General features: G+C 36.0%; 21 protein-coding genes and 1 tRNA gene. 14 read left to right on the forward strand and 8 right to left on the reverse strand.

The window, feature by feature from the left end; genetic code table 11:
* Positions 1-358 precede the first annotated feature (358 nt).
* Positions 359-432 (reverse strand) — tRNA-Asn (locus MODO_RS02150).
* Positions 433-522: 90 nt separating this feature from the next.
* The gene (gene rseP, locus MODO_RS02155) at positions 523-1,866 is read right to left on the reverse strand and encodes an RIP metalloprotease RseP (RefSeq protein ID WP_006258035.1); all 1,344 of its coding nucleotides are present in this window, start codon (positions 1,864-1,866) and stop codon (positions 523-525) included.
* A 315-nt stretch (positions 1,867-2,181) separates the two neighbouring features.
* Here rseP and serS point away from each other — a divergent pair, with 315 nt between their 5' ends.
* The 5 genes from serS to MODO_RS02180 all read left to right on the forward strand — a co-directional run bounded on the left by serS (position 2,182) and on the right by MODO_RS02180 (position 6,972).
* Positions 2,182-3,453, forward strand: coding sequence for a serine--tRNA ligase (serS, locus tag MODO_RS02160; RefSeq protein ID WP_006258033.1), 1,272 nt, complete (start codon positions 2,182-2,184; stop codon positions 3,451-3,453).
* A gap of 106 nt (positions 3,454-3,559) precedes the next feature.
* Complete coding sequence (locus tag MODO_RS02165) at positions 3,560-3,874, forward strand: DUF4286 family protein (RefSeq protein WP_006258032.1); 315 nt, start codon at positions 3,560-3,562, stop codon at positions 3,872-3,874.
* Between the two features lie 7 nt (positions 3,875-3,881).
* On the forward strand, positions 3,882-4,661 hold the full coding sequence (rsmA, locus tag MODO_RS02170; protein ID WP_006258031.1) for a 16S rRNA (adenine(1518)-N(6)/adenine(1519)-N(6))-dimethyltransferase RsmA: 780 nt from the start codon (positions 3,882-3,884) through the stop codon (positions 4,659-4,661).
* Positions 4,651-6,003, forward strand: coding sequence for a magnesium transporter (mgtE, locus tag MODO_RS02175; protein WP_006258030.1), 1,353 nt, complete (start codon positions 4,651-4,653; stop codon positions 6,001-6,003). Before rsmA ends, mgtE begins: the two co-directional genes overlap by 11 nt.
* Before the next feature lie 24 nt (positions 6,004-6,027).
* Positions 6,028-6,972: a 2-hydroxyacid dehydrogenase gene (locus MODO_RS02180; RefSeq protein WP_006258029.1), complete on the forward strand. Its 945-nt coding sequence runs from the start codon at positions 6,028-6,030 to the stop codon at positions 6,970-6,972.
* A 34-nt stretch (positions 6,973-7,006) separates the two neighbouring features.
* On the opposite strand, the gene MODO_RS02185 is transcribed toward MODO_RS02180, so the two are convergent.
* Entirely contained in the window at positions 7,007-8,842 is a 1,836-nt protein-coding gene (locus MODO_RS02185) for a GNAT family N-acyltransferase (RefSeq protein ID WP_006258028.1), read from the reverse strand.
* Between the two features lie 194 nt (positions 8,843-9,036).
* On the opposite strand from MODO_RS02185, the gene MODO_RS02190 reads away from it, so the two are divergent.
* The 3 genes from MODO_RS02190 (at position 9,037) to MODO_RS02200 (ending at position 12,319) form a co-directional block, all read left to right on the forward strand.
* Positions 9,037-9,801, forward strand: coding sequence for an exodeoxyribonuclease III (locus MODO_RS02190; protein ID WP_006258027.1), 765 nt, complete (start codon positions 9,037-9,039; stop codon positions 9,799-9,801).
* 31 nt (positions 9,802-9,832) lie between these two features.
* Positions 9,833-10,738: an OmpA/MotB family protein gene (locus tag MODO_RS02195; RefSeq protein WP_006258026.1), complete on the forward strand. Its 906-nt coding sequence runs from the start codon at positions 9,833-9,835 to the stop codon at positions 10,736-10,738.
* A 237-nt stretch (positions 10,739-10,975) separates the two neighbouring features.
* On the forward strand, positions 10,976-12,319 hold the full coding sequence (locus tag MODO_RS02200) for a mechanosensitive ion channel family protein (protein WP_006258025.1): 1,344 nt from the start codon (positions 10,976-10,978) through the stop codon (positions 12,317-12,319).
* Between the two features lie 132 nt (positions 12,320-12,451).
* Here MODO_RS02200 and xseB read toward each other — a convergent pair whose 3' ends face one another.
* Both xseB and xseA read right to left on the reverse strand, forming a co-directional pair.
* Positions 12,452-12,646: an exodeoxyribonuclease VII small subunit gene (gene xseB, locus MODO_RS02205; protein ID WP_006258024.1), complete on the reverse strand. Its 195-nt coding sequence runs from the start codon at positions 12,644-12,646 to the stop codon at positions 12,452-12,454.
* Positions 12,613-14,094 (reverse strand): exodeoxyribonuclease VII large subunit, encoded by a 1,482-nt coding sequence (gene xseA / locus MODO_RS02210; RefSeq protein WP_006258023.1) that lies wholly within the window; start codon positions 14,092-14,094, stop codon positions 12,613-12,615. The genes xseB and xseA overlap by 34 nt, the downstream gene beginning before the upstream one ends.
* A gap of 439 nt (positions 14,095-14,533) precedes the next feature.
* Here xseA and dut point away from each other — a divergent pair, with 439 nt between their 5' ends.
* From dut to amaB, 6 genes are all read left to right on the forward strand, one after another.
* Positions 14,534-14,971, forward strand: a complete 438-nt coding sequence (gene dut, locus MODO_RS02215) for a dUTP diphosphatase (protein ID WP_006258022.1) — start codon at positions 14,534-14,536, stop codon at positions 14,969-14,971.
* Between the two features lie 26 nt (positions 14,972-14,997).
* Complete coding sequence (locus tag MODO_RS02220; RefSeq protein ID WP_006258021.1) at positions 14,998-16,008, forward strand: sugar nucleotidyltransferase; 1,011 nt, start codon at positions 14,998-15,000, stop codon at positions 16,006-16,008.
* A gap of 168 nt (positions 16,009-16,176) precedes the next feature.
* Positions 16,177-16,962, forward strand: a complete 786-nt coding sequence (gene lolB1, locus MODO_RS02225; protein ID WP_006258020.1) for a lipoprotein insertase outer membrane protein LolB1 — start codon at positions 16,177-16,179, stop codon at positions 16,960-16,962.
* Between the two features lie 23 nt (positions 16,963-16,985).
* On the forward strand, positions 16,986-18,242 hold the full coding sequence (locus tag MODO_RS02230; protein ID WP_006258019.1) for a murein hydrolase activator EnvC family protein: 1,257 nt from the start codon (positions 16,986-16,988) through the stop codon (positions 18,240-18,242).
* A gap of 15 nt (positions 18,243-18,257) precedes the next feature.
* Entirely contained in the window at positions 18,258-18,791 is a 534-nt protein-coding gene (locus MODO_RS02235) for a 3-hydroxyanthranilate 3,4-dioxygenase (RefSeq protein WP_006258018.1), read from the forward strand.
* A gap of 87 nt (positions 18,792-18,878) precedes the next feature.
* Positions 18,879-20,426, forward strand: a complete 1,548-nt coding sequence (gene amaB / locus MODO_RS02240) for an L-piperidine-6-carboxylate dehydrogenase (protein WP_006258017.1) — start codon at positions 18,879-18,881, stop codon at positions 20,424-20,426.
* Positions 20,427-20,497: 71 nt separating this feature from the next.
* Here the strand turns inward: amaB and MODO_RS02245 are convergent, their stop codons facing one another.
* Genes MODO_RS02245 through MODO_RS02255 form a run of 3 tightly spaced genes read right to left on the reverse strand, consistent with a single transcriptional unit; the run spans position 20,498 to position 22,977 of the window.
* On the reverse strand, positions 20,498-21,055 hold the full coding sequence (locus MODO_RS02245; protein ID WP_006258016.1) for a DUF3575 domain-containing protein: 558 nt from the start codon (positions 21,053-21,055) through the stop codon (positions 20,498-20,500).
* A gap of 40 nt (positions 21,056-21,095) precedes the next feature.
* Positions 21,096-21,836 carry a metallophosphoesterase family protein gene (locus MODO_RS02250; protein ID WP_006258015.1) on the reverse strand — a complete coding sequence of 247 codons (741 nt, stop codon included), beginning with the start codon at positions 21,834-21,836 and terminating at the stop codon, positions 21,096-21,098.
* Entirely contained in the window at positions 21,829-22,977 is a 1,149-nt protein-coding gene (locus MODO_RS02255) for a DUF5929 domain-containing protein (protein WP_006258014.1), read from the reverse strand. Before MODO_RS02255 ends, MODO_RS02250 begins: the two co-directional genes overlap by 8 nt.
* Between the last annotated feature and the right edge of the window lie 80 nt (positions 22,978-23,057).

Consider the following 23,057-nt stretch of genomic DNA (forward strand, 5'->3'; position numbering starts at 1 on the left):
TCTTGTCGCGCTCTTGAAGGGGGTTAACTTATGATGACAATAAAAAAGCCCTAGACTATATAGACTAAGGCTGTAGGTAATACATTCTTTAATGAAAAAAGCTCTTGCCTACTGACAAGAGCTCTATTCTATAATTATTTTTCTTCTTTAAAGGATTCAAGCAATGAACAATCATTCTCTTATATACCTTAATATATAGTATATCACAGATATTCTAGAAAAGCGAAAAGCGATACCTATTCGATATCGCTTTTCAAATCCCCTTAAAAAGTAAATTTCTTTACTTGTATTCTTGTTTTTAAAATTCCATAACCTAAACGGTTATAAGAAAAAAGCCAGTCAATGACTGGCTTCTCTGCTCCCCCTCTTGGGCTCGAACCAAGGACCCTCTGATTAACAGTCAGATGCTCTAACCAACTGAGCTAAGGAGGAAGGTGATGTCTTACCTTTATTGCGATGCAAATATAATACGATTTTTCATTTCTGCAAACACAACAAGCATTTTTTTTATATTTTTTTCATCTAATTAAAAATTGCCTTATAAATATCATTCCCATTCGCGAATAACAATAATGCAATAAGTATGAAGAATCCTACCATCTGAGCGTTACCCAAGAATTTATCACTTGGCTTTCTTCCAGAGATCATCTCGTACAATAAAAAGATAACATGCCCACCATCTAAAGCAGGGATTGGTAATAAGTTCATAACCCCTAACATGATAGATAACATCGCTGTAATACTCCAGAACACTTGCCAGCTCCAGAACTGAGGGAAGATATCATAAATCGCTTTAAACCCTCCTACTCCTTTATAAGCACCTGTCTCAGGTTGTACAATTTTCTTTAACTGTCCGAAATAACTCATGATTCTATCTTTCCCCATGTGTAACCCCGCAGGAATAGCTTCTGCTAAAGAGTATTGCTCTCTACTTATCTCATATAGTCCAAGTTTTTGTAAATTATCAAATGGCAAAGCAGGAGCATAATATGTCTCTATCTTACCTTCTTGATTTACCTTTACATCAACAGTCGTATCTTTTCCATCGCGATTCACTACAACAGCAACAGTCTTTCCTTTGTTTTCTTCTAACACATTGCTTACCATATCAAAGAAAGGTGTTTCTACCCCATTAATAGACTTCACAATATCTTTAACCATTAATGTACCTTCATTAATAGAGTTTTCACCAAATCCTGCTACAATAAAAGGAATACGCAATCCTATGAAACCATTTCCTTTATTCTCTGTGATTTGTCCCAAAAAGTCAACTGGCAACTGTACATGCTCTACAACACCAGCACGCTCTACCTCGATATCTTTCCCCATAAGGATTGCCTCTGGCAGACTATTAAACTTCACAATCTCCTTTCCATCAACCTTTAATACCTTGTCTCCCGTTTTTAGACCAGCGTCTTCTAAGATAGGATTCTGAACCCAGATTCCACTCTTTACATCTTTATTAGCTATATATGACTCACCATACGCATAAGCCATACCAATATAGATAACAAAGGCTAAAATAAAGTTCACCGTAACTCCACCTAACATAATGATCAAACGTTGCCAAGCAGGTTTAGATCTAAACTCCCAAGGTTGTGGCTCACCAGCTAATTGGTCTGTATCCATACTTTCGTCCACCATACCAGATATTTTTACATACCCTCCTAATGGCAACCACCCAATACCATAAACAGTATCTCCTATCTTCTTTTTAAACAAAGAAAACTTAACATCAAAAAATAAGTAAAACTTCTCGACACGTGTTTTAAAAAGTTTAGCAGGAATAAAATGCCCTAACTCGTGTAAGATAATTAACAACGACAAACTCAATAAGAATTGAGATAATTTAATAAGTATATCCATTTTTATTTTTTACAGACTCTAATATTATTCAGACAAAAGTAAAATATTACTTTAACTAATCTCACTTTTTTTTAAATCAAGGCTTAAATTATCAATTCTTTCACATAAATAACAAGATAAACAAAGTGTAATAAAGCTAAAAAGCACTTCACATATTATTCTAAAGTAATTCTATTTATTAAATTATTATTTAGAAAAGCTAATAAACTACCAAATAAAGTGCATAATGTTCTACAAAACTTATAAAGAGGTACGTAAAATAGCTGCTAATAGAAAAGTATTTTCTAACTTTGCTTTACAATTAATATTTATAATATGTTACAGATAGCTTTTATTAGAGAAAATCAAGAGCAAGTGGTTAAAGGATTAGCCAAAAGAAATCTTGATGTTGCCGATTTGCTAAAAGAAGTGCTTGAATTAGATGAGAAAAGAAGAAGCACACAGGTGGAATTAGACAATGTATTAGCAGAATCGAACAAACTATCCAAAAGCATCGGGGAGTTGATGAAAAGTGGTGAAAAAGCAAAAGCTGAAATCATCAAAGAGAAAACATCAAACTTACGTGACCAAAGCAAACAATTAACTGAAGAGCTTAATAATGTATCTGCATTATTAACTGAGAAGTTATATACTATACCAAACGTACCAACAGATATCGTACCTGCTGGTAAAGATGCTGATGATAACTTAAATGTATTCGAAGCAGGAGAAGTACCTACACTACACGAAGGTGCTTTACCACACTGGGAATTAGCAAAGAAATATGACATCATTGACTTTGAACTAGGGAATAAAATCACTGGAGCAGGTTTCCCTGTATATAAAGGTAAAGGAGCTCGTTTACAACGTGCGTTAATCTCTTACTTCTTAGACAAAAATACAGATGCAGGATATAGAGAGTATCAAGTTCCTCACTTAATCAATGAGGCATCAGGATACGGTACAGGACAATTGCCAGATAAAGAAGGACAAATGTATCACAGTACAGTTGACGATTTATACTTAATCCCAACAGCAGAGGTTCCTGTGACTAATATCTTTAGAGATGTTATCTTACAAGAGACAGAGTTACCTATTATGTGTACAGCTTATACACCATGTTTCCGTAGAGAAGCGGGATCTTATGGAGCACACGTAAGAGGTCTTAACCGCCTTCACCAATTTGACAAAGTAGAAATCGTACGTATCGAACACCCTGATAATTCTTATCAAGCATTAGACGGAATGGTAGAACATATTAAAGGACTATTGAACGACCTTAAACTTCCATATAGAATCTTAAGATTATGTGGTGGAGATATGGGATTCACATCAGCTCTTACTTATGACTTCGAAGTGTTCTCTACAGCACAAGACAGATGGTTAGAAATTAGTTCTGTATCTAACTTCGAGACATTCCAAGCGAATAGATTGAAATTAAGATTCAGAGATAAAGATGGTAAAAACCAATTAGCACATACTTTAAATGGTAGTTCATTAGCATTACCTCGTGTACTAGCAGGTATCTTAGAAAACTATCAAACACCAGAAGGAATCGTAATTCCAGAAGTTTTACGCCCTTACACAGGATTTGATATTATCAACTAATTAACACCAATAACCTTATAAACAAAAAGCACCAAATATTCGAAATAAGACATTTGGTGCTTTTTTTATCTTTGCAAAAAATAATTCATTCAGTGTAATTAAAATTATGATCATATATAATATCACAGTCAACATTCATGAAAGCGCACATGACGTATGGATGCAATGGACAAAAAACGCTTATATACCAGGAATATTAGCAACTGGAAAGTTTGACAAAGCTAAAATTGTCAAAGTACTCATCGAAGAAGAAATGGGAGGAAAAACTTATTCTATTCAATTCGAAACACAGAGTAAAGAGTTACTAGATCAGTTCTATAAAGAAGACTTTGATCGTTTTGAGAACGAAGCTAAACGCCTTTTTGGTGAGCTTATGCTAACATTTAAAACAGAACTAGAATTAATCAGCGAACATCAATAAGATAACCATGGATAAAGTAAGAGCAAAAAAACACTTAGGTCAGCATTTCTTAACTGACGAAAGTGTCGCAAAGAGAATCGCTGATACCTTGACATTAGAAGGATATAAGAAGGTATTAGAGATTGGTCCAGGTATGGGAGTTCTAACCAAATATATATTAGACAAACCGATAGAAACATTCGTAGTAGAAATAGATACAGAGTCTGTAGATTATCTACATGCTCATTATAACAAACTACACGACCATATATTCGCACAAGACTTTCTAAAATTCGATATAGTACGTGCTTTTAATCAAGAGCCTTTCGCTGTAATCGGTAACTTCCCTTATAATATCTCTACACAAATCGTGTTTAGAGCATTAGAACTAAGAGACTATATCCCTGAGTTCTCAGGGATGTTCCAAAAAGAAGTAGCAGAACGTATCTGTGAGAAAAAAGGAACTAAAGCTTATGGTATACTTTCAGTATTAGCACAAGCATTCTATGAAACAGAATATTTGTTCACTGTAGACGAACACGTATTTAACCCACCTCCAAAAGTAAAGTCAGGAGTAATGCGTATGATCCGTAAAGAAGATTACAGTCTACCTTGTAGTGAGAAATTATTCTTTACAGTAGTAAAAACTGCCTTTAATCAGAGAAGAAAGACATTACGCAACAGCTTAAAAAGCTTTAACTTGCCAGAGGAAATAAGATCCGAAGAAGTATTTAATTTAAGACCAGAACAATTAGACTATAAAGAATTTATAGAACTAACAAAGAAAATAGAAGCCTATGGAGTTTAAAATCAGTAGAGAATCTTTACAACAATTCGAAGATTTAATCGCTGAAAAGAATGAAAAGGAATTATTAGAGATTCTTAAAGATTTACACTACGCCGATATAGCAGAGATTATGAATGAGCTTTCTGGAGAAGAAGCGATATACATATTCGATATATTAGATAGTGAAGTAACAGCAGAAATCCTTTTAGAATTAAATGAAGATGTCCGTGAAAAGATCTTAAAAACGCTATCTCCAAAAGAAATTGCAGAGGAGTTAGACGAATTAGACACGGATGACGCTGCTGATATTATCTCTGAATTACCAGAATCTAAGAAGGAAGAGGTTCTTTCTGAGCTGGAAGATTTAGAGCATGCAAAGGACATCGTTGAACTATTGCGTTATGACGAGGACACTGCAGGGGGGTTAATGGCCAAAGAGTATGTCTCTGTTAATGAGAATTGGTCAGTGCTTACTTGTGTCAAAGAAATGCGCAAACAGGCTGAGCATGTATCTAGAGTACACTCTATCTATGTAATAGATAATGAAGGAAGGCTAAAAGGGAGACTGTCGCTAAAAGACCTCCTTACCTCTTCTACTACTACCCATATTAGTGATGTCTATATTAGAAATGTAGACTCAGTAAAAGTAGATACAAAAGATGTAGAGGTAGCTCGTATTATGCAGAAGTATGACTTAGAAGCCATTCCTGTTATAGATGAAATGGGAAGGTTAGTAGGTCGTATTACCATAGATGACATCGTAGACGTTATTAAAGAAGAAGCAGATAAAGATTACCAATTAGCAGCAGGTATTTCTCAAGACGTAGAGGCTAATGACAGTATCCTTATGCTGACACGAGCTAGATTACCTTGGTTAATATTAGCCATGATAGGTGGATTCGTAGCTGTTAATGTATCTAGAAGTTTTGAAGGAGCTATGGAGAAGTTTGGTGTACTATTCTTCTTCACCCCTCTTATTGCGGCTATGGCAGGTAATGTTGGAGTTCAATCTTCTGCTATTATCGTACAAGGACTAGCTAATAACTCTATCACCGGATCTATATGGAAGCGATTAGGAAAAGAAGTAACGCTTAGTTTACTAAATGGTTTCTTACTTGCTATTCTGATGATGCTAGGAAGTCACTTCTTATTAGGGGTAGATTATATCATAGGTATCACTGTATCTATAGCACTGATTAGTGTAATAATCATCGCTAGTCTTATCGGTACCTTTGTTCCGATCTTACTGAATAAATATGGTATAGACCCTGCTTTAGCCACAGGTCCTTTTATCACTACAAGTAATGATATCTTTGGAATCTTAATTTACTTTTCAATTGCAAAGGTTATTTTAGGTTTCTAGATTATTTAAAGCTACATCACAACCATGAACACTAAGAAAGTATTACATATAGATAGTAATCATCCTTTAATGATTACACAACTAGCAGAACTAGGATACGAAAATGTAGAAAACTACACTGCTAGTAAAGAAGAAATAGCAGAAAACATACACGAATATGAAGGTATCATTATCCGAAGTCGCTTTTCTATTGATCAATCTTTTTTAGAGAAAGCAACTAACTTAAAGTTCATTGGACGTGTCGGTGCAGGACTAGAGAATATAGACTGTGCATATGCAGAGACTAAAGGTATAGCGCTTATCGCTGCTCCAGAAGGTAATAGAACTGCAGTAGGAGAACACGCCTTAGGGATGCTACTAAGCCTAATGAATAAACTCAACTTAGTCGACCAAGAAGTAAGACAAGGAATCTGGATTAGAGAAGGAAACAGAGGACATGAGATAGAAGGTAAAACAGTAGGTATTATAGGCTATGGAAATATGGGAAATGCTTTTGCCAAACGCCTACAAGGGTTTGACTGTGAAGTAATCTTCCACGATATCAGAGAAGGACTAGAGAATGCCTATGCAAAACAAGTAAGTTTAGCAGAGTTACAAGAACGAGCTGATATCCTAAGCCTACATACTCCACAGACACCGGAGACCATGTATCTCATCAACAAGGAACTAATCCAAGGGTTCAAAAAGCCTTTCTGGTTTATAAATACAGCTAGAGGGAAGTCTGTCAATACTACAGATCTAGTCGAAGCTTTAAAGTCTGGTAAAGTAAGAGGTGCTGCATTAGACGTATTAGAGTACGAGAAGTCTTCTTTCGAGAATATGTTCTCAGATAATACTCTTCCTGAACCTATGCAATACTTAATACAAGCTAAGAATGTATTACTATCCCCTCATATCGGAGGATGGACTATAGAAAGCAAAGAAAAACTAGCGCAAACGATTATAGACAAAATCAAATTACTATACTAAAAACAAAAAGGAGTTTCAATAGAAACTCCTTTTTTTATGACTCTTGCTTTTCGCTTTTGTTATTTTCTTCTTGAATCTTTCTTTCAAGTTCTGCTTCGAATTCTTCCATTACAGGTTTCACTGTGCTTTCTGGTAGATCAGCAATCTTGATATACATCAGACCATCTATTGCATTATTAAACAATGGATCAACATTAAAAGCGATCACCTTTGCATTCTGCTTAATGTATTTTTTAATCAATACAGGCAATCTTAACTTTCCTGGTTCTACATCCTCAATGATCTTATCGAATTTATTTAAATCAGAATCTGTCTCACTAAAGATCAAATCTTTCTCACTATCCTTAAGATTTACTTTATATTCCATCTTAGGAGTGACGTACTGAGCGATATAAGGATCAAAATAGTGTGATCTCATAAACTCAATCATTAATGATTTAGAGAAATCAGAGAACTGATTACTAATACTCACTCCACCGATTAAGTATTTGTGTTCAGGATATCTCAATGTAGTATGTACAATACCTTTCCACAATAAGAATAGAGGCATTGGCTTCTGTTGATACTCTTTAATGATAAAAGCTCTACCCATCTCTATAGACTGAGACATCATCGGATATAACTCAGACTCAAAGCGGAACAACTCATTTAAATAGAACCCATTGATTCCATATTTCTTATAAATCTCTGTTCCCAATCCCATACGGTATGCTCCACAAATCTGTTGAGTATCATTATCCCATAAGAACATATGGTGATAATACTTATCGTATTGATCTAAGTCTAGTTCATTATTCGTTCCCTCTCCTACTTGTCTAAACGTAATTTCTCTTAAACGTCCTAATTCTGTTAGAATCGTTGGTATTAGATCTGATTTACACAAGAATATCTCGTAATTCTTACTCTGTAATAATCTATAATTACCTTCTCTCAGCGTATTAATCTCTTCTAAAATCTTCTCTACTGGCTGTGCCTCAATAATATCTTTCACGCTTTTTGGTAATTTGAAATTAAATGAAGGTACTTTAATCCATTTACGTATATCTTCATCCTTATATGCATTCGACAATAAGTATGTTTTAAAACGCAGGAAGTTACCATAATCATTTATATCATAGTGTTCACTTTGTTCTTCTACTGATATCGGTCTACCTATCCTTACTTTGATCACTCTATTTTTTTGAGTCAATAGTTCAGAAGGCAGTTTAGCTGTACGCAACGTAGGATTTATTTGAGACAAGAAATAGAATAACTTACTATTTGTTGCATGAAAATAAATAGGTACTACAGGTACATTTGCTTTCTTTATCAGCTTAATCGCTCCTTCTTCCCAAGGTTTATCTACGATAAGTTTATCATCTTTATACGTAGACACTTCCCCAGCAGGGAATATCCCTAAAGGCTTTCCATCACTTAAATGTCTTAAAGTATCTTTTAATCCTATAACGCTTGATTTAACATCCTTATTGTTCTCAAAAGGATTCACAGGCATAATATAAGGCTTTAATGGCTCTATGCGATGTAATAAAAAGTTAGCGATAATTTTAAAATCAGGATCATGCTCTAACATCAGTTTAAGCAATAGAATACCGTCTATTCCTCCTAACGGATGATTAGAAATAGTTATATAAGGCCCTTTCTTAGGCAGTCTCTTAAGTTCTTCTGGATCTATTTCAAATTCTATTTGAAATTCTTCTAAGATAGCATTTAAAAAATCTAGATTAGACAAATGCTTATTGCGGTCGTAAATTTTATTTAACGTAGTGATTTTAAGCGCCTTCATCAACATCCACCCCGTAAAGGTTCCTAGAAAACCATACTTATCTACGTTAATTGCCTTTGCTACTTCTTTCGCCGTTACTAACCCCATTAAAATTCAAAATTAAGTAATACAAATATACTAAAATCTTCAGCTATTCCATTTTATTTTATCAGACTAGTACTATAATTCATAAAAAAGAAATTACAAAATGTATAAATAACTGATTAAAACAAAGATAAGATATTAAATCAAAAAATATATTTTTTATATTTTTGATTTTTTAAACTACATACTCATTTTATATGAAGATAATCTCGTATAACGTAAATGGAATACGTGCTGCTATAAACAAAGGATTTATAGAATGGATTCAAGAAGAGAATCCAGACATTATATGTCTACAAGAAATAAAAGCAAAAGAAGATCAAATACCTGTAGCGGATATACTAGCTGCCGGATATCCATACCAATACTATTATTCTGCTCAGAAAGCTGGTTATAGTGGAGTAGCTATCTTGTGCAAACAAGAACCTAAGAACGTAGTATTCGGAACAGGTATAGACTATATGGACTTCGAAGGTAGAAACTTAAGAGTAGATTATGACGATATCTCTGTGATGTCTCTATACCTACCTTCTGCTTCTAATATAGAGCGACTAGACTTTAAATATCAGTATATGGATGACTTCTTCAACTATATCGATAACCTAAAGAAAGAGATTCCAAACCTAGTGATCTGTGGAGACTATAATATCTGTCACCAAGCTATCGATATCCATGACCCTGTGCGCAATGCTAAAGTATCAGGTTTCTTGCCAGAAGAACGTGCATGGTTAGACAAGTTTATCAACAATGGGTTTATAGACAGCTTCCGTATGTTCAACCAAGAGCCACATAACTACAGCTGGTGGACATACAGAGCGAATGCTCGTAATAATAATAAAGGGTGGAGAATAGACTATCACTTAGTGACAGAGAATATGAGAAGCAAGATAAAACACGCGACTATACTACCTGATGTAAAGCACTCTGATCACTGCCCAATACTCGTAGAGATAGACGCATAACCCCTATTTTCCCCTCATAAAACAACAAACTATGTCAATTAAAAAGATTAGCCTAGGCTTATTAGCGCTTACCATGTTATCATCATGTGTGACACGCAAGTTATACAATGAACTAGATCAACAGTACAAAGATGCATTAGCCGAAAACGAACAACTAAGTAGTGAATTAGACCTGATGAATAGTTCTAATACAGACTTAGAAAATATCAAAAGACAACTAGCTGCTCAGTTAAAAGAACTTCAACAAGAGAGAAGTAATCTTAATGCTGAGATAGCCGCTGCACAGAACAAACTAAGAGATCTAGAGAAGTCTTATAACAACTTAGAACAACACAGTGCTGAGACACTAAAAGCAGAAGCTGCTAGACTAGCTAAAGCCAAAACGGAACTAGAAGAGAAATCAAGACGTGTAGCTGAGCTAGAGAGTATCTTAGCGGCTAATGATAAGCAGATGCGTACCCTAAAAGACAACTTATCTAATGCCCTAAACGCATTCGAAGGAAGAGGACTGACCATCGAACAAAAAAATGGACGTGTCTATGTCTCTATGGAAAACAAATTGTTGTTTAAATCTGGTAGTTGGACGATCAGTGATGAAGGAAAAGAGGCAGTAGTAGAGCTAGGCAAGGTATTAGCTGACAACCCCGATATCACAGTACTGATAGAAGGACATACAGATAATGATAAGATATTAGGTAATCTAGGAGATGGAGTGAAGACCAATTGGGACTTATCTACTAAACGATCTCTAACTATCGTGTCTATTCTAGAGCAAACGCCTCAGATAGATAAGAGAAATCTTACAGCTGCAGGTAGAAGTGAATATGCTCCGCTAGCAAGTAACACCACTGCTGAAGGCAAAGCGAAGAACAGACGTATAGAAGTTATCCTAACTCCTAATCTGGATAAAATCAACTCTATGCTGAATCAATTATAGCATTAAAAGAAAATATAAAATAACCTATAAAAGGCGAGATGTTAAACATTTCGCCTTTTTTTACATCGTGACAATACACTCACTTCAGATTCACCTGTTTTTTCAACAGTTTATACTTTTCTTAAGTGATTTCTCTAAAAAATTAATTACTTTTCACACACATTAGCAGTACTCATTTGTATTTGTCTGCTATAATGCTTATATTAAAAGAGCTATAAATATAAAAGCCATAATTACATGATGATTAATAACTATCTAGTTACTAATATTAACTCTATTATCAATACAGAAGATTTCAACGGACTATATCAGTGGTTCTATAACCTGCTAGACTTCTTAAATCTATCAGAATATGCTACCCATGTAGTGACAGCTATTCTATTACTAACGTCATTTACAATCTGTATGTTCATTTTAGATTATATTCTAAAGAACTTTTTTATTGTCTTAGTAAAGACTTTTAGTTCTAAGACTAAAACGACGTTCGATGACTTATTAGTAGAAAATAAATTCTTTCACAATGTCACACACTTAATTCCGATTGCCTTAGCGAAGATCTTATTTCCGATTTTCTTTTTAGGCTTTCCGAACCTAACGAAGTTTGTGATGTCCTTGACGGATATCTTAGTCACAGTGGCTCTGACCTTAGTGATTAGATCTACTATACGCAGTATCCGAGATTACCTAAAGAGCAAGCCACGTCTAGCAGACAAACCATTAGATAGCTACGCACAGGTATCTAGCATACTAGTCTATTTCTTCTCTGGGATTATTATATTCTCTATCATCACAGGTACAGACCCTATCAAATTCTTAATCTCATTAGGAGCAGCCTCAGCCATTCTTATACTAGTGTTTAAAGATACCATTATGGGATTCGTAGCGAGTATTCAAGTTTCTTCTAATGATATGGTACGCGTAGGAGACTGGATAGAGATGGCGAAGTATGGTGCAGATGGTACAGTACTAGAGATGAACCTAAGTACGGTGAAGGTGCAGAACTTTGACAAGACAATCACCACCATACCGACTCACCTTCTAATCAGTGACTCGTTTAAAAACTATAGAGGAATGCAGACTTCTGGAGGTAGAAGAATAAAGAGAAGTATCAATATTAAAATCTCTTCTATTCGCTATCTAGAGAAGGATGAAATAGAACTACTTAAAAAGATACAACTATTAGCTCCGTATATAGAAGAACGCCAAAAAGAAATAGAAGAATACAATGAGAGAACACAAGCTGATCAATCTATGCCTATCAATGGTCGTAGAATAACAAATATAGGAATGTTCAGAGCGTATGTAACGAGATACATACAGCAGAACCCTAATATTCACAAAGAATATCCTCTGATGGTAAGGCATCTACAGCCTACAGAGCACGGGCTACCGATAGAGATATACACCTTCACGAATACCACTGTATGGGCAGTATATGAAAATATCATGGCAGATATATTCGACCACGTATTAGCCGCTGTAGATTATTTCCACCTAGATGTATTCGAGTTGCCTTCTTCTGATGACGTAAGACATTTCATACAGAACAGCACGACTAATCATGATTCGTTTGGTAATTAAGGATACTTATTACCATGATTATAACAGGTCGCTATAGCCTGTCTTCTCTTAGACATGAAAGAAAGACTATAATATAGCAAACTACATACGATGAACACGGTCATGGAGATACTCTATGACCGTGTTCTTATTTTATAGTCCTAGCTTCTCTATAATACCTTCTACTTGTTGTTCTGTAGAGGTCAATTTCTCTTTACAGAACACTATTAGTTTAGATGCGCGCTCTACTTTACTCGCTAATTCGTCTACTGTGACTTCATCATTCTTTAAATCATTCAGAATTGCTTCTAATTCTAAAGCGGCTTTTTCATAAGTAAGTTGTTCCATTGCTTCACTTCTTTTATTTCTGCTAATATAATTCTATACTTCTTATTATAGATCGCTATCTCTAGCTCATCTCCTATATTTAATTCTTGGTGTTCATTCAACAGTTGTCCATTGTGCATCACAATCGCAAACCCTTTCCTTAGAATAGAACTCAGGTCATACGCTGTCGTAATCTCTTCGAAGGTAACTAATCGTACACGTTCTTTCTTCAACTGTCCTTTTGCTTGATAGACTAGTTTCTCTAGCGAAGTATTCAGTTGTTGTTGATGTACATCGATACACTGTTGCGCCAAATATGCTACTAGTTTTGTTTTCTCTTTTAACGCCTGAGTCTCTTTACCCGTTATACGTTGAGATCGATAGGAGATAGACTGCGTAGCACTCTCTATAAACGACTCTTCTGTATGTAGACGTTTTCTTACTTCTGTTATCAGTCTATTAGACAATGTATCTAGTTCTTGCTTTTTTTGTTTGGCTTGTGCCACTCCATATAACCTTATCTCCTTCTCTGCCACTTCTAGCTTATGCTGTTCTACAGTGATACACTGTTTATAAGACTGCATAATGCCATCATACATCCTACTGATATCCGTATAGAACAGAGCAGTCCGCTCCACGATATAAGCCGCTACAGCACTCGGCGTTTTAAAATAGCGATTAGCCACAAAGTCAGCTAACGAACTATCAGTCTCATGCCCTATCCCAGTAAATACTGGTGTATGACTTGTGGCTAGCGTCACCGCTAACTCGTAGTGATTAAACACATCTAAGTCTAGCGCCGATCCTCCCCCTCTAATCAGCACGATCACATCATACGCATCTGACTCTATCTCACTCAGTGCCTCTTGTATAGACGCTACAGCCCCATCACCCTGCACTTGACAGTCATAATGATCTAGATGATAGACGAAGTTATACTCGTTCTCCTCTAGTTGTTTTATAAAATCGGCATGCCCCGCTGTCCCTTTAGAACTTACTAAGGCTATGCGTTGAAGCACAGCAGGTAGATACAGTTCTTTATTCTTCTGATGATATCCCCGCTCTACTAGCTTTCTTAGATTTTCCTGCTTTATGCGTTCTACTTCTCCTAATGAGTATGACAAGTCTATCCGATGTATATTAATAGACATCCCGTATAGATTACTAAACGTGACTTCGCAATAGCACATGATCTCAGCCCCATTCTTCAGTATCTCATTCGCATTCTCCCCTAAAGTTTTTTTAATCACATAGGCATTAGATTGCCAGATATTCGCACGACACTTAGCTAATACTACTCCATCTTTGTGCTCTACGAGTTCTAGATAGAGATGTCCCTTTCGGTCTTCTTTTAGTTGACCTATCTCTGCCCTTAACCAAAAGTAGTTATTCGATATAGCCTTATCTACTATATCCTTCACTCTATAGAGGATAGTGCTCAGTCGATAATACTTATTGTCTATATACATCTGTTTAAAATCTAGAAACTCTTTAGACCAAAAATACAATCTTTATTAAGATATCTAAACGAAATCTATGGTCATCGCTTCTCATTATTATATTTATGAATAGCACAAAAATAGCTCCGAAATAAGTCTAAAACGTCCTATCGATCAGAATTGCTATAATTTATAACAGCTCCTTTCTTACATCTCCTTATTTCAGCAGGATTATCACTTCATTCTTTGAGTCTAGTCCTTGTGATCATTATTTGCTAGGCTATTGATCGGTAAGTGGTCGGCTATTTTATAGTACTTTTTAGCCGACCACATGCCCATCATATGCCGACCACAAGCCGACCACCCCTATAAAAACATAAAAAACACAATATCACACTCATACTTAATCGCATAATGTTCTTTTAATCAGTATAACTTTTTTATCTTTGTTAACCATTAAAAAATAAATATGACTACCGTAAAAATCATCAATAAATCTAAACATTCATTGCCGAATTATGAGACGAATCAGTCTGCAGGTATGGATCTTAGAGCGAACTTAGAAGAACCTATCACACTAAACTCTCTAGAGAGAGCCATCGTACCTACAGGTCTATTTATAGAACTACCTGAGGGATACGAAGCACAGATCAGACCTAGAAGTGGATTAGCTGCAAAAAGAGGAATCACTTTACTAAATAGCCCTGGTACTATTGATGCTGATTATAGAGGTGAAATAGGTATTATCTTAGTCAATCTGTCAAAAGAACCTTTCGTGATAGAGAACGGGGAACGCATTGCTCAAATGGTAATCGCTAAATACGAACAAATCCAATGGCAGCCTGTAGAGGTACTTACTGATACAGAGAGAGGTGCTGGAGGTTTTGGGAGTACTGGAGTAAAATAGATATTGTAATATAAAGATATTAGAAAATGAAAATTATTGTACCAATGGCTGGTCGTGGGTCTAGACTTCGTCCTCACACATTAACTGTTCCTAAACCATTAATCCCTATCGCTGGGAAACCAATTGTACACCGATTAGTAGAAGACATCGCTAAAGTTCTTAACGATACGATAGATGAGATTGCATTTATCATCCACGAGAGCTTTGGGAAAAAAGTAGAAGAAGACTTAATCGCTATCGCTGCTAAACTAGGAGCGAAAGGGACAATCTGCTATCAAAACGAAGCTCTAGGAACTGCTCATGCTATCCTATGTGCTAAAGAAGCTATGCAAGGACCTATCGTGGTAGCGTACGCAGATACGTTATTCCGCGCTGACTTTAACCTAGAGAAAGATGCTGACAGCGTTATCTGGGTAAAACAGGTAGAAGATCCTAGCGCATTCGGTGTAGTACAACTAAATGATAAAAACGACATCGTAGATTTCGTAGAGAAGCCTAAAGAGTTTGTCTCTGATCTAGCGATCATCGGTATCTACTACTTTAAAAGTGGTGAAACGTTGCGCAAAGAATTAGAGTACTTACTAGATAATAATATTATCAAAGGAGGCGAATACCAACTAACAGACGCTCTAGAGAATATGAAGCAAAAAGGAATGCGCTTCGTACCTGGTCAGGTAGATGAGTGGATGGACTGCGGTAATAAAAATGTAACTGTAGATACGAATAATAGAATGCTAGGTTTCTTAGAACAAGGGAACGCTAACTATGTATCTAGTAATGTAGTGCTAGAGAACAGTACGATCATCCGTCCATGTTATATCGGAGAAAATGTAGTATTAGTGAATACGACTGTAGGACCTAATGTATCTCTAGGAGACAACTGTAAAGTAGAAAATGCTACCATCAAAAACAGTCTTATCCAAACAAACTCTACGATCAAAAATGCAAATCTAGATAATGCTATGGTGGGTAACCATGCTACTTATGACGGTAAGCATACGAGTATCAGTATCGGAGACTACTCTGTACTAGACTAAATCATGATATAGACGTCGCCTGTATACTCTGTAGATGTATTTTATAGACTACCTCTCTATCAATATTTGATAACAGAACAGGCTCTAAAATATTAAATCCGTTTTAAACTTTATTTAAAACGGATTTTTTTTATCTATCTTGCTACTATAAAATAGTTTTAGACAATTATGAGAAAGATATCCCTACTTATTATATGTACTTTATTTCTAGTCGTAGGATGTAAGAAGAAGAACATGGATGGTATACTAGACGAGAGTGAGGCTAGTAATGCTAAAACTGTGCTTACGATTCTAAACAACCACAATAAACAAATAGTAGACTTCACTACCACTGCTATTCGCTCTTCTGCATCTTATGAGGCAGATAACGAGTCTAAGAAGTTCTCTATGGATATCTTTATCGAAAAGGATAAACAGATCTTGCTGAACATTCGCTTTATAGGTATTCCGATAGCGAAGGTATATGTAACTCCAGAAGGAGTGCAGTACTATGAGAAGTGGAATAAGGTATTCTTCAAAGGAGACTTCAGTATGCTAAGCCAGTGGCTAGGTACAGACCTTAACTATACTAAGTTTCAGAATCTGCTATTAGGTCAGGCTCTAGATGCTCAGTCAGGAACTAATAAGTATGAAGCATCTATAGAAGAAGGATTGCACAAAATCAAAGCTAAGGTAGAAGAAGATATTCAATCTGCTTATTTCTTCGAAGACCAAAATGGATTATTGAAAAAAGAAGAGATATCTCAGGCATCTAGCAATAGAATTGTCACTATTTCGTATCCAGAATATAAAAAAGTGGGAAAATATACGACTCCTACTGAAATAAATATAGATGCAAGACAAGAAAAAAGCATACATTTGAACATTCGTTATGACAATGTGACTTTTAATGATAACTTGAACTTTAATTACAAAGTTCCAGCAGGTTATAAACAAGTCGGAATAAAACAATAAGATCAACAAGAAGTAATCTACAAATGAGACGAGCGTATTTATCCTTATTATTAATATGTACTGTTTTTGCTTACGGGCAAAAGAAAGAAACGCAAGAACAACTGGAGCGTAGAAAGCAGCAAATCTTAGTGGAGATAAATATTGTCAAAGATTTACTTAAAAAAGAAAAGACGAAAGAGAGAAATATTCTATTAGAAATAGATGAGAACAACCGTAAGATTAACTTAAATAGACAGTTAATAAACAATGTTCAAAAACAAATATCTGCAACAAATAGCAATATCTCTAAAACAGAAAAAGAGGTTAATACCCTAGAAGCAGAGTTGGCTAAACTTAGAAAAGACTATGCTGATCTGGTATTAAAATCATATAAAACAAAGTCTAGCCAAAGTAGACTGATGTTCGTATTATCATCAGATAACTTCCTTCAAGCTTATAAACGAGTACAGTATATGAAGCAATATGCTGACTATAGAAAATCTCAAGCAGATGAGGTGAAGGCTAAGGCTGAATCTCTAAAAGAGGCACTCGCTAGACTGAGTATACAAAAAGCAAAACAGCAAAAGCTACTTGCTGAACAACAACAGAACGAAAAGAACTTACAAGAGGATCTAGGAGAACAAAAGAACCTAATGTCTATCGTACAAAAAGATCAGCAAAAGTATAACAAACACATCAAGCAAAAGCAAGAGGAGACAAAGGCAATCGATAGAAAAATCAAGCAATTGATCAAAGAAGCGATTGAAGAAGCGAACCGTATCGCTAGAGAGAAAGCCGCTAAAGAAGGTAAGAAGACGACTAAGTCTACTGCCTCTACTAAGTCTGCTACTGCCTTTGAGCTTACTCCAGAAGGGAAAATCGTAGCAGATAACTTTAGAGCAAATCAAGGTAAACTACCTTGGCCAGTAGCTAAAGGATATATCTCTCTACCTTATGGAGATCAGCCTCACCCTGTACAGACTCAGCTGACGATACACAATAGTGGTGTAGAGATCACTACTGAGGCAGGCGCTAGAGCTAGAGCAGTATTCGGAGGGGATGTGCTTCAGGTACAGGTATTACCTGGTGGTAATAAAGCTGTCTTAATACAACATGGAGATTATATAACTGTTTATCAAAACTTAGGTGATGTATCTGTGAAAAAAGGAGATAAAGTAAGTCTAAAACAAGACATCGGGTCTATCAGTACGAATAGTAATGGTCAGACGGTGCTGAAGTTCTTACTGTCTCGAAATACAGATATCTATAACCCACAAAGTTGGCTGAGCAGAAGTAATTAATTCATATATCATACTATGAGTACACAGTCATCATTCAATATATTTAAATGGGTAAAAGAGAATAAAGATTTATTAAAACCACCTGTTGGCAATAAAAATATTTACCCTGAAGCAGCTGATTATATCATTATGGTCGTAGGTGGCCCTAATGCTAGAAAGGATTTTCACTATAATGAAGCTGAAGAGTTCTTCTTTCAACTAGAAGGAACTATCTATATCGATATACAAGAAAATAACGAGCGCAAGCGCATTACCTTAAACGAAGGAGACATTTATCTACTACCTGCTAAGGTACCTCACTCACCTATCCGTACAGAGAACTCTGTAGGTCTAGTGGTAGAGAAAAAGAGAAAAGACCCTGGGGCAAAAGATGGATTAATGTGGTTCTGCGAAAATTGTAATCATAAATTATATGAAGTCTATTTTGAATTGACGGATATAGAGAAAGATTTCTTACCTCATTTTAAACATTTCTACTCATCTGAAGAATTGAGAACCTGTAAGTGTTGTCAGACTGTGATGCCTACTGATGCAAAATTCGTAGAATAGTAGATTACTGTACATTACACTCCCTGTCAATTTTTTTTTTTATATTAGCAAGTAACAATCAATTACAAACTATAAATAAAAAAACAAATGACGACATCTAATAACCAATTTGGTATTTCGGAAGTATTAGAAAAATTAGGACTCGTGGCAGAGAACAATGGTTCTTCTACAGGTCTTAACTCTTTTTCTAACGGTAGGATTATAGAATCTTATTCTCCTGTAGACGGTCAACTTATCGGAAAAGTAAAAGCTTCTACAAAAGAAGATTACCAAAAAGTAATGGCTACTGCAGAGGAGGCTTTTAAAAGCTGGAGACTAGTACCTGCTCCTAAACGAGGCGAAATCGTAAGACAAATAGGTGAAGAACTTCGAAATAAAAAAGAATACTTAGGCAAGCTAGTATCATACGAGATGGGAAAAAGCCTTCAAGAAGGTCTAGGTGAGGTACAGGAGATGATCGACATCTGTGACTTCGCAGTAGGTCTATCTCGTCAGTTATACGGACTAACGATGCATTCTGAGCGCCCTATGCACCGTATGTATGAGCAGTGGCACCCTATCGGAGTGGTAGGTGTTATCTCTGCATTTAACTTCCCGGTAGCAGTATGGAGTTGGAATACCATGATCGCATGGGTATGTGGTGATGTGTGTATCTGGAAACCTAGTTCTAAGACACCATTATGTGGTGTAGCGTGTCAGAATATCGTAGCTGGCGTATTCAAGAAAAACAATATCCCTGAAGGTGTATGTAACCTAGTTATCGGTAATGAGTGTGGTGATCTAATCAACACGGATCCTAGAATCCCTCTAGTGTCATTCACGGGGTCTACTCGTATAGGTAGACATGTATCTAAGACTGTAGCAGAACGCTTCGGTAATACTATCCTAGAGCTTGGAGGTAATAATGCTATCATCGTATCTGAGCATGCTGATATCAACATGGTATTAGTAGGGGCTGTATTCGGAGCTGTAGGTACTGCAGGACAGCGCTGTACTAGTACGAGAAGGCTGATCGTACACGAGAGCGTATATGATAAAACAGTAGATGTACTACAAAAGGCATATGCACAATTAAAAATAGGGAACCCATTAGACGCTACTAATCACGTAGGACCACTTATCGATAAAGCAGCTGTAAAAGATTACTTAGACGCTATAGAAAAGGCAAAAGCTGAAGGTGGTAAGGTCATCGTAGAAGGTGGTGTACTAGAAGGTGCTGGGTATGAGAGTGGATGTTATGTAAAACCGTGTATCATAGAAGGTAAGAATACTTACGAAATTATACAGGCTGAGACATTCGCACCTATCTTATACATCATGAAGTACAAAGATATCGAAGAGGCTATCGCTATGCAAAATGGGGTGCCTCAAGGGCTATCTTCTTCTATCTTCACGAATAGTATGAGAGAAATGGAGTTATTCTTATCTCATGCAGGCTCTGACTGTGGTATCGCTAATGTGAATATCGGTACATCTGGTGCTGAGATCGGAGGCGCATTCGGAGGTGAAAAAGAGACTGGTGGAGGAAGAGAGTCTGGGTCAGACGCGTGGAAAGCTTATATGAGAAGACAGACGAATACAATCAACTATGGTACAGAGCTACCATTAGCACAAGGTATTAAATTTGACTTCTAGTCTATATGTATAAAAATAGAGGGTGCTTACAGTTAGTAAGCACCCTCTATTTTATTCTATTATCTAGGTGTTTAGAATCTATATCCTAAGTTAATCCCTGCATTAAACTCAATAGCAGAGAATCTGTCATTCACTTCACTACTGAAGTTTCTCGCAATATCTGCAAAAGGATGAATCGTGAATGAGTCTCCTAAAGCCCACTTATACCCGAAGCCTACTCCAAAGATGAAGCTATTCATATCTACTTTAGTTCTGATAGATGTATCTGCTGCTTCTGACCATAGATTCTCTTTAAAATCTCCAAAACGGTATTTCAAGAAAGGAGATACTACATAACCACTGCCATGTGCATCATTCCCTGACCCAAAATAGTAGTTGTAGTTAACAACTAAACTATTGGTATTAAACTTTTGGTTCTTTCCTCCTTTTTCTTTGTGGTAAGAAAAACGGTCGTTGATATTAAAATTAGCTCCTATCGACTGGTTGTGCCCGATAAAGTGCTCATACCCGATTTCTACTGATGCAAGTGCAAGTGTATTAAACACATTCACTTTTACTTCATTAACAGCCTGTGCTCTAGCTCCTACTGTACCTACTAAGAGTAATAGTACTAAATATATTTTCTTCATATAACAAGATTGTGTGTGACAAATATAATAAAAGTGTTTTTTATTTATGGTTCCTTCCCTCCTCATCTGGGTATAGCTCAGCGACTACATCGCTCTGCCAATACTCCTTTGTCTCTATATCTAGAATAGAAATACGTCCTAAGAATGCTGCTCCTGTATCTATATTCCATACATTGGCAAAGTTCATAGGATGCTTAAAACCATAATTAGTAACAGGTGTATGTCCTATAAAGATTTCATGATAGTGCAACAATCTCTTCGGGTATCTAATGTCTTCCTTACTGATCGTTGTATCCATAGATAATACCATCTCCCATAACGTTCTATCCCAATAAAGGCCTTCTTCAATATACTCGTCCTTCACTCCTCTTAAATTAGTAAAGCCTGCATGAACGAAAAGTCTATTGTTCTCATCGATATAATAGTTCTGTAAGTTTCTAAAGAAATGAAGATGTTTCTCTCTCATTTCCTTTGTGATATTACCTAGTGAATAAGACTTAACAGAAGCGTCTCCTCCATTGCCTTCCCATAGTTTATTCTCCTTACCTGTTTCTAACCAATTCACTAAAAGCGTCTCATGGTTACCTCTTAAGAATGTACAATTATTTGTCTCCTTCAAAGCTAATAAATACTCTACTACCTTCTCAGATTCACTCCACCCATCTACATAGTCTCCTAAAAAAATTAATTTATCTGAAGGGGTTACTTTTGCACGTTCCATCACTTGTAATAGCGCCTTATAACCACCGTGTATATCTCCTATAACTAGTGTTCTACTCATCTATTTCTGTTTCGTATTTCAGTTTACGCAAGATACGCATTACTTCTTTAAAGGCTATAAAGAGCTGAGGGTCATTCGAATATTTTAGATAATCTTTAACGGAGATTAGTTCATCTTTAGCATCTTCAAAACCGTTTAGGTAGCACAGCATCATATTAAAACATAGTTTACCTAAGACACGTTCTTCCTTAGAAGTCAGTTTAAGGTTGTTCTGAAGTTTATAAATAACATTAAGACTAGATCCGTAGATATGTCCAAGGATATTTCTATTATAGGATGGTGCTTTAAATAAGACTGTGTTGGTCATAGAATAAGTCCCGTTCTCTGAGAAAGAGATCATCACTTCTTCGAATGGGTAATAACTCGTCTTATCATTCAGCCCTAGATTTAGATACTCTGTTATCACAAACTTATGCCCATTATACGCAATCGTGACAGAGTCAAGATCTGAATAAAACAACTTAATCTGCTCATTGACAAACTCTATATCTACTCTAGAATAAAAAGGCATCCCCCTAACCATCTTTTTATTACCTGCCCAACAGATGATAAATTGTTCTCTAAAAACATTATATCTCGGCTTCATATCTCGATGCGTATCTGTCATAAAGGTGATAACACTATCTAAGATACTCGCTAGGTCATTCTGAGAGTTCTTCTCTATGCTTTTTACTATTTCCCTATTCGTGCTACGAGGTACTACTGCATCAGGAACAGAGGTACTGCCTATCCTCACGAAATAACTTCCTTCTGCTATCTCACTGATTGACCGCTTAAACGTCGTTAGACCGATACCTGATCGAATAGAGACAAGACCTACTACCTTATCTTTGGGTAAGTCATTAAAAGCCACATTATCATAGGTGATAAGCGGAGGGTTATCTAAATAAGCGTTGACTAAGTTCTGAATCTTACTGTCATCATAGAAGTCTACACCTACTATTTCGTTATCTTCATCTTCTATCCCTACTAATAAATAGGAGCTATTGTCTGGATTTGAATTCGCTAAAGCACAGATATGTTTTAAAAACTTAGCTTTGCCTGATTTACTGTGCAGATTGAGTTGCCTCTTCTTATCATAAAAGCTATTCTCATCATAATGCGCTAGTAAATTTTTAATAAGTAATCGCTTATTAATCACAACATTCTTGTTTTGTTCTTAAAATTATAAAAAGAAACTCACAATTCAGACCTAAATCAGAAACCTCTTTGTTATATTTA

Source organism: Myroides odoratimimus (genome assembly GCF_001485415.1).
Lineage (GTDB): Bacteria > Bacteroidota > Bacteroidia > Flavobacteriales > Flavobacteriaceae > Flavobacterium > Flavobacterium odoratimimum.

Excerpts from the sequence above, each read along its gene's own strand:
- rseP (WP_006258035.1), bottom strand. The coding sequence starts at position 1,866 with ATGGATATACTTATTAAATTATCTCAATTCTTATTGAGTTTGTCGTTG.
- serS (WP_006258033.1), top strand. The coding sequence starts at position 2,182 with ATGTTACAGATAGCTTTTATTAGAGAAAATCAAGAGCAAGTGGTTAAA.
- MODO_RS02165 (WP_006258032.1), top strand. The coding sequence starts at position 3,560 with ATGATCATATATAATATCACAGTCAACATTCATGAAAGCGCACATGAC.
- rsmA (WP_006258031.1), top strand. The coding sequence starts at position 3,882 with ATGGATAAAGTAAGAGCAAAAAAACACTTAGGTCAGCATTTCTTAACT.
- mgtE (WP_006258030.1), top strand. The coding sequence starts at position 4,651 with ATGGAGTTTAAAATCAGTAGAGAATCTTTACAACAATTCGAAGATTTA.
- MODO_RS02180 (WP_006258029.1), top strand. The coding sequence starts at position 6,028 with ATGAACACTAAGAAAGTATTACATATAGATAGTAATCATCCTTTAATG.
- MODO_RS02185 (WP_006258028.1), bottom strand. The coding sequence starts at position 8,842 with ATGGGGTTAGTAACGGCGAAAGAAGTAGCAAAGGCAATTAACGTAGAT.
- MODO_RS02190 (WP_006258027.1), top strand. The coding sequence starts at position 9,037 with ATGAAGATAATCTCGTATAACGTAAATGGAATACGTGCTGCTATAAAC.
- MODO_RS02195 (WP_006258026.1), top strand. The coding sequence starts at position 9,833 with ATGTCAATTAAAAAGATTAGCCTAGGCTTATTAGCGCTTACCATGTTA.
- MODO_RS02200 (WP_006258025.1), top strand. The coding sequence starts at position 10,976 with ATGATGATTAATAACTATCTAGTTACTAATATTAACTCTATTATCAAT.
- xseB (WP_006258024.1), bottom strand. The coding sequence starts at position 12,646 with ATGGAACAACTTACTTATGAAAAAGCCGCTTTAGAATTAGAAGCAATT.
- xseA (WP_006258023.1), bottom strand. The coding sequence starts at position 14,094 with ATGTATATAGACAATAAGTATTATCGACTGAGCACTATCCTCTATAGA.
- dut (WP_006258022.1), top strand. The coding sequence starts at position 14,534 with ATGACTACCGTAAAAATCATCAATAAATCTAAACATTCATTGCCGAAT.
- MODO_RS02220 (WP_006258021.1), top strand. The coding sequence starts at position 14,998 with ATGAAAATTATTGTACCAATGGCTGGTCGTGGGTCTAGACTTCGTCCT.
- lolB1 (WP_006258020.1), top strand. The coding sequence starts at position 16,177 with ATGAGAAAGATATCCCTACTTATTATATGTACTTTATTTCTAGTCGTA.
- MODO_RS02230 (WP_006258019.1), top strand. The coding sequence starts at position 16,986 with ATGAGACGAGCGTATTTATCCTTATTATTAATATGTACTGTTTTTGCT.
- MODO_RS02235 (WP_006258018.1), top strand. The coding sequence starts at position 18,258 with ATGAGTACACAGTCATCATTCAATATATTTAAATGGGTAAAAGAGAAT.
- amaB (WP_006258017.1), top strand. The coding sequence starts at position 18,879 with ATGACGACATCTAATAACCAATTTGGTATTTCGGAAGTATTAGAAAAA.
- MODO_RS02245 (WP_006258016.1), bottom strand. The coding sequence starts at position 21,055 with ATGAAGAAAATATATTTAGTACTATTACTCTTAGTAGGTACAGTAGGA.
- MODO_RS02250 (WP_006258015.1), bottom strand. The coding sequence starts at position 21,836 with ATGAGTAGAACACTAGTTATAGGAGATATACACGGTGGTTATAAGGCG.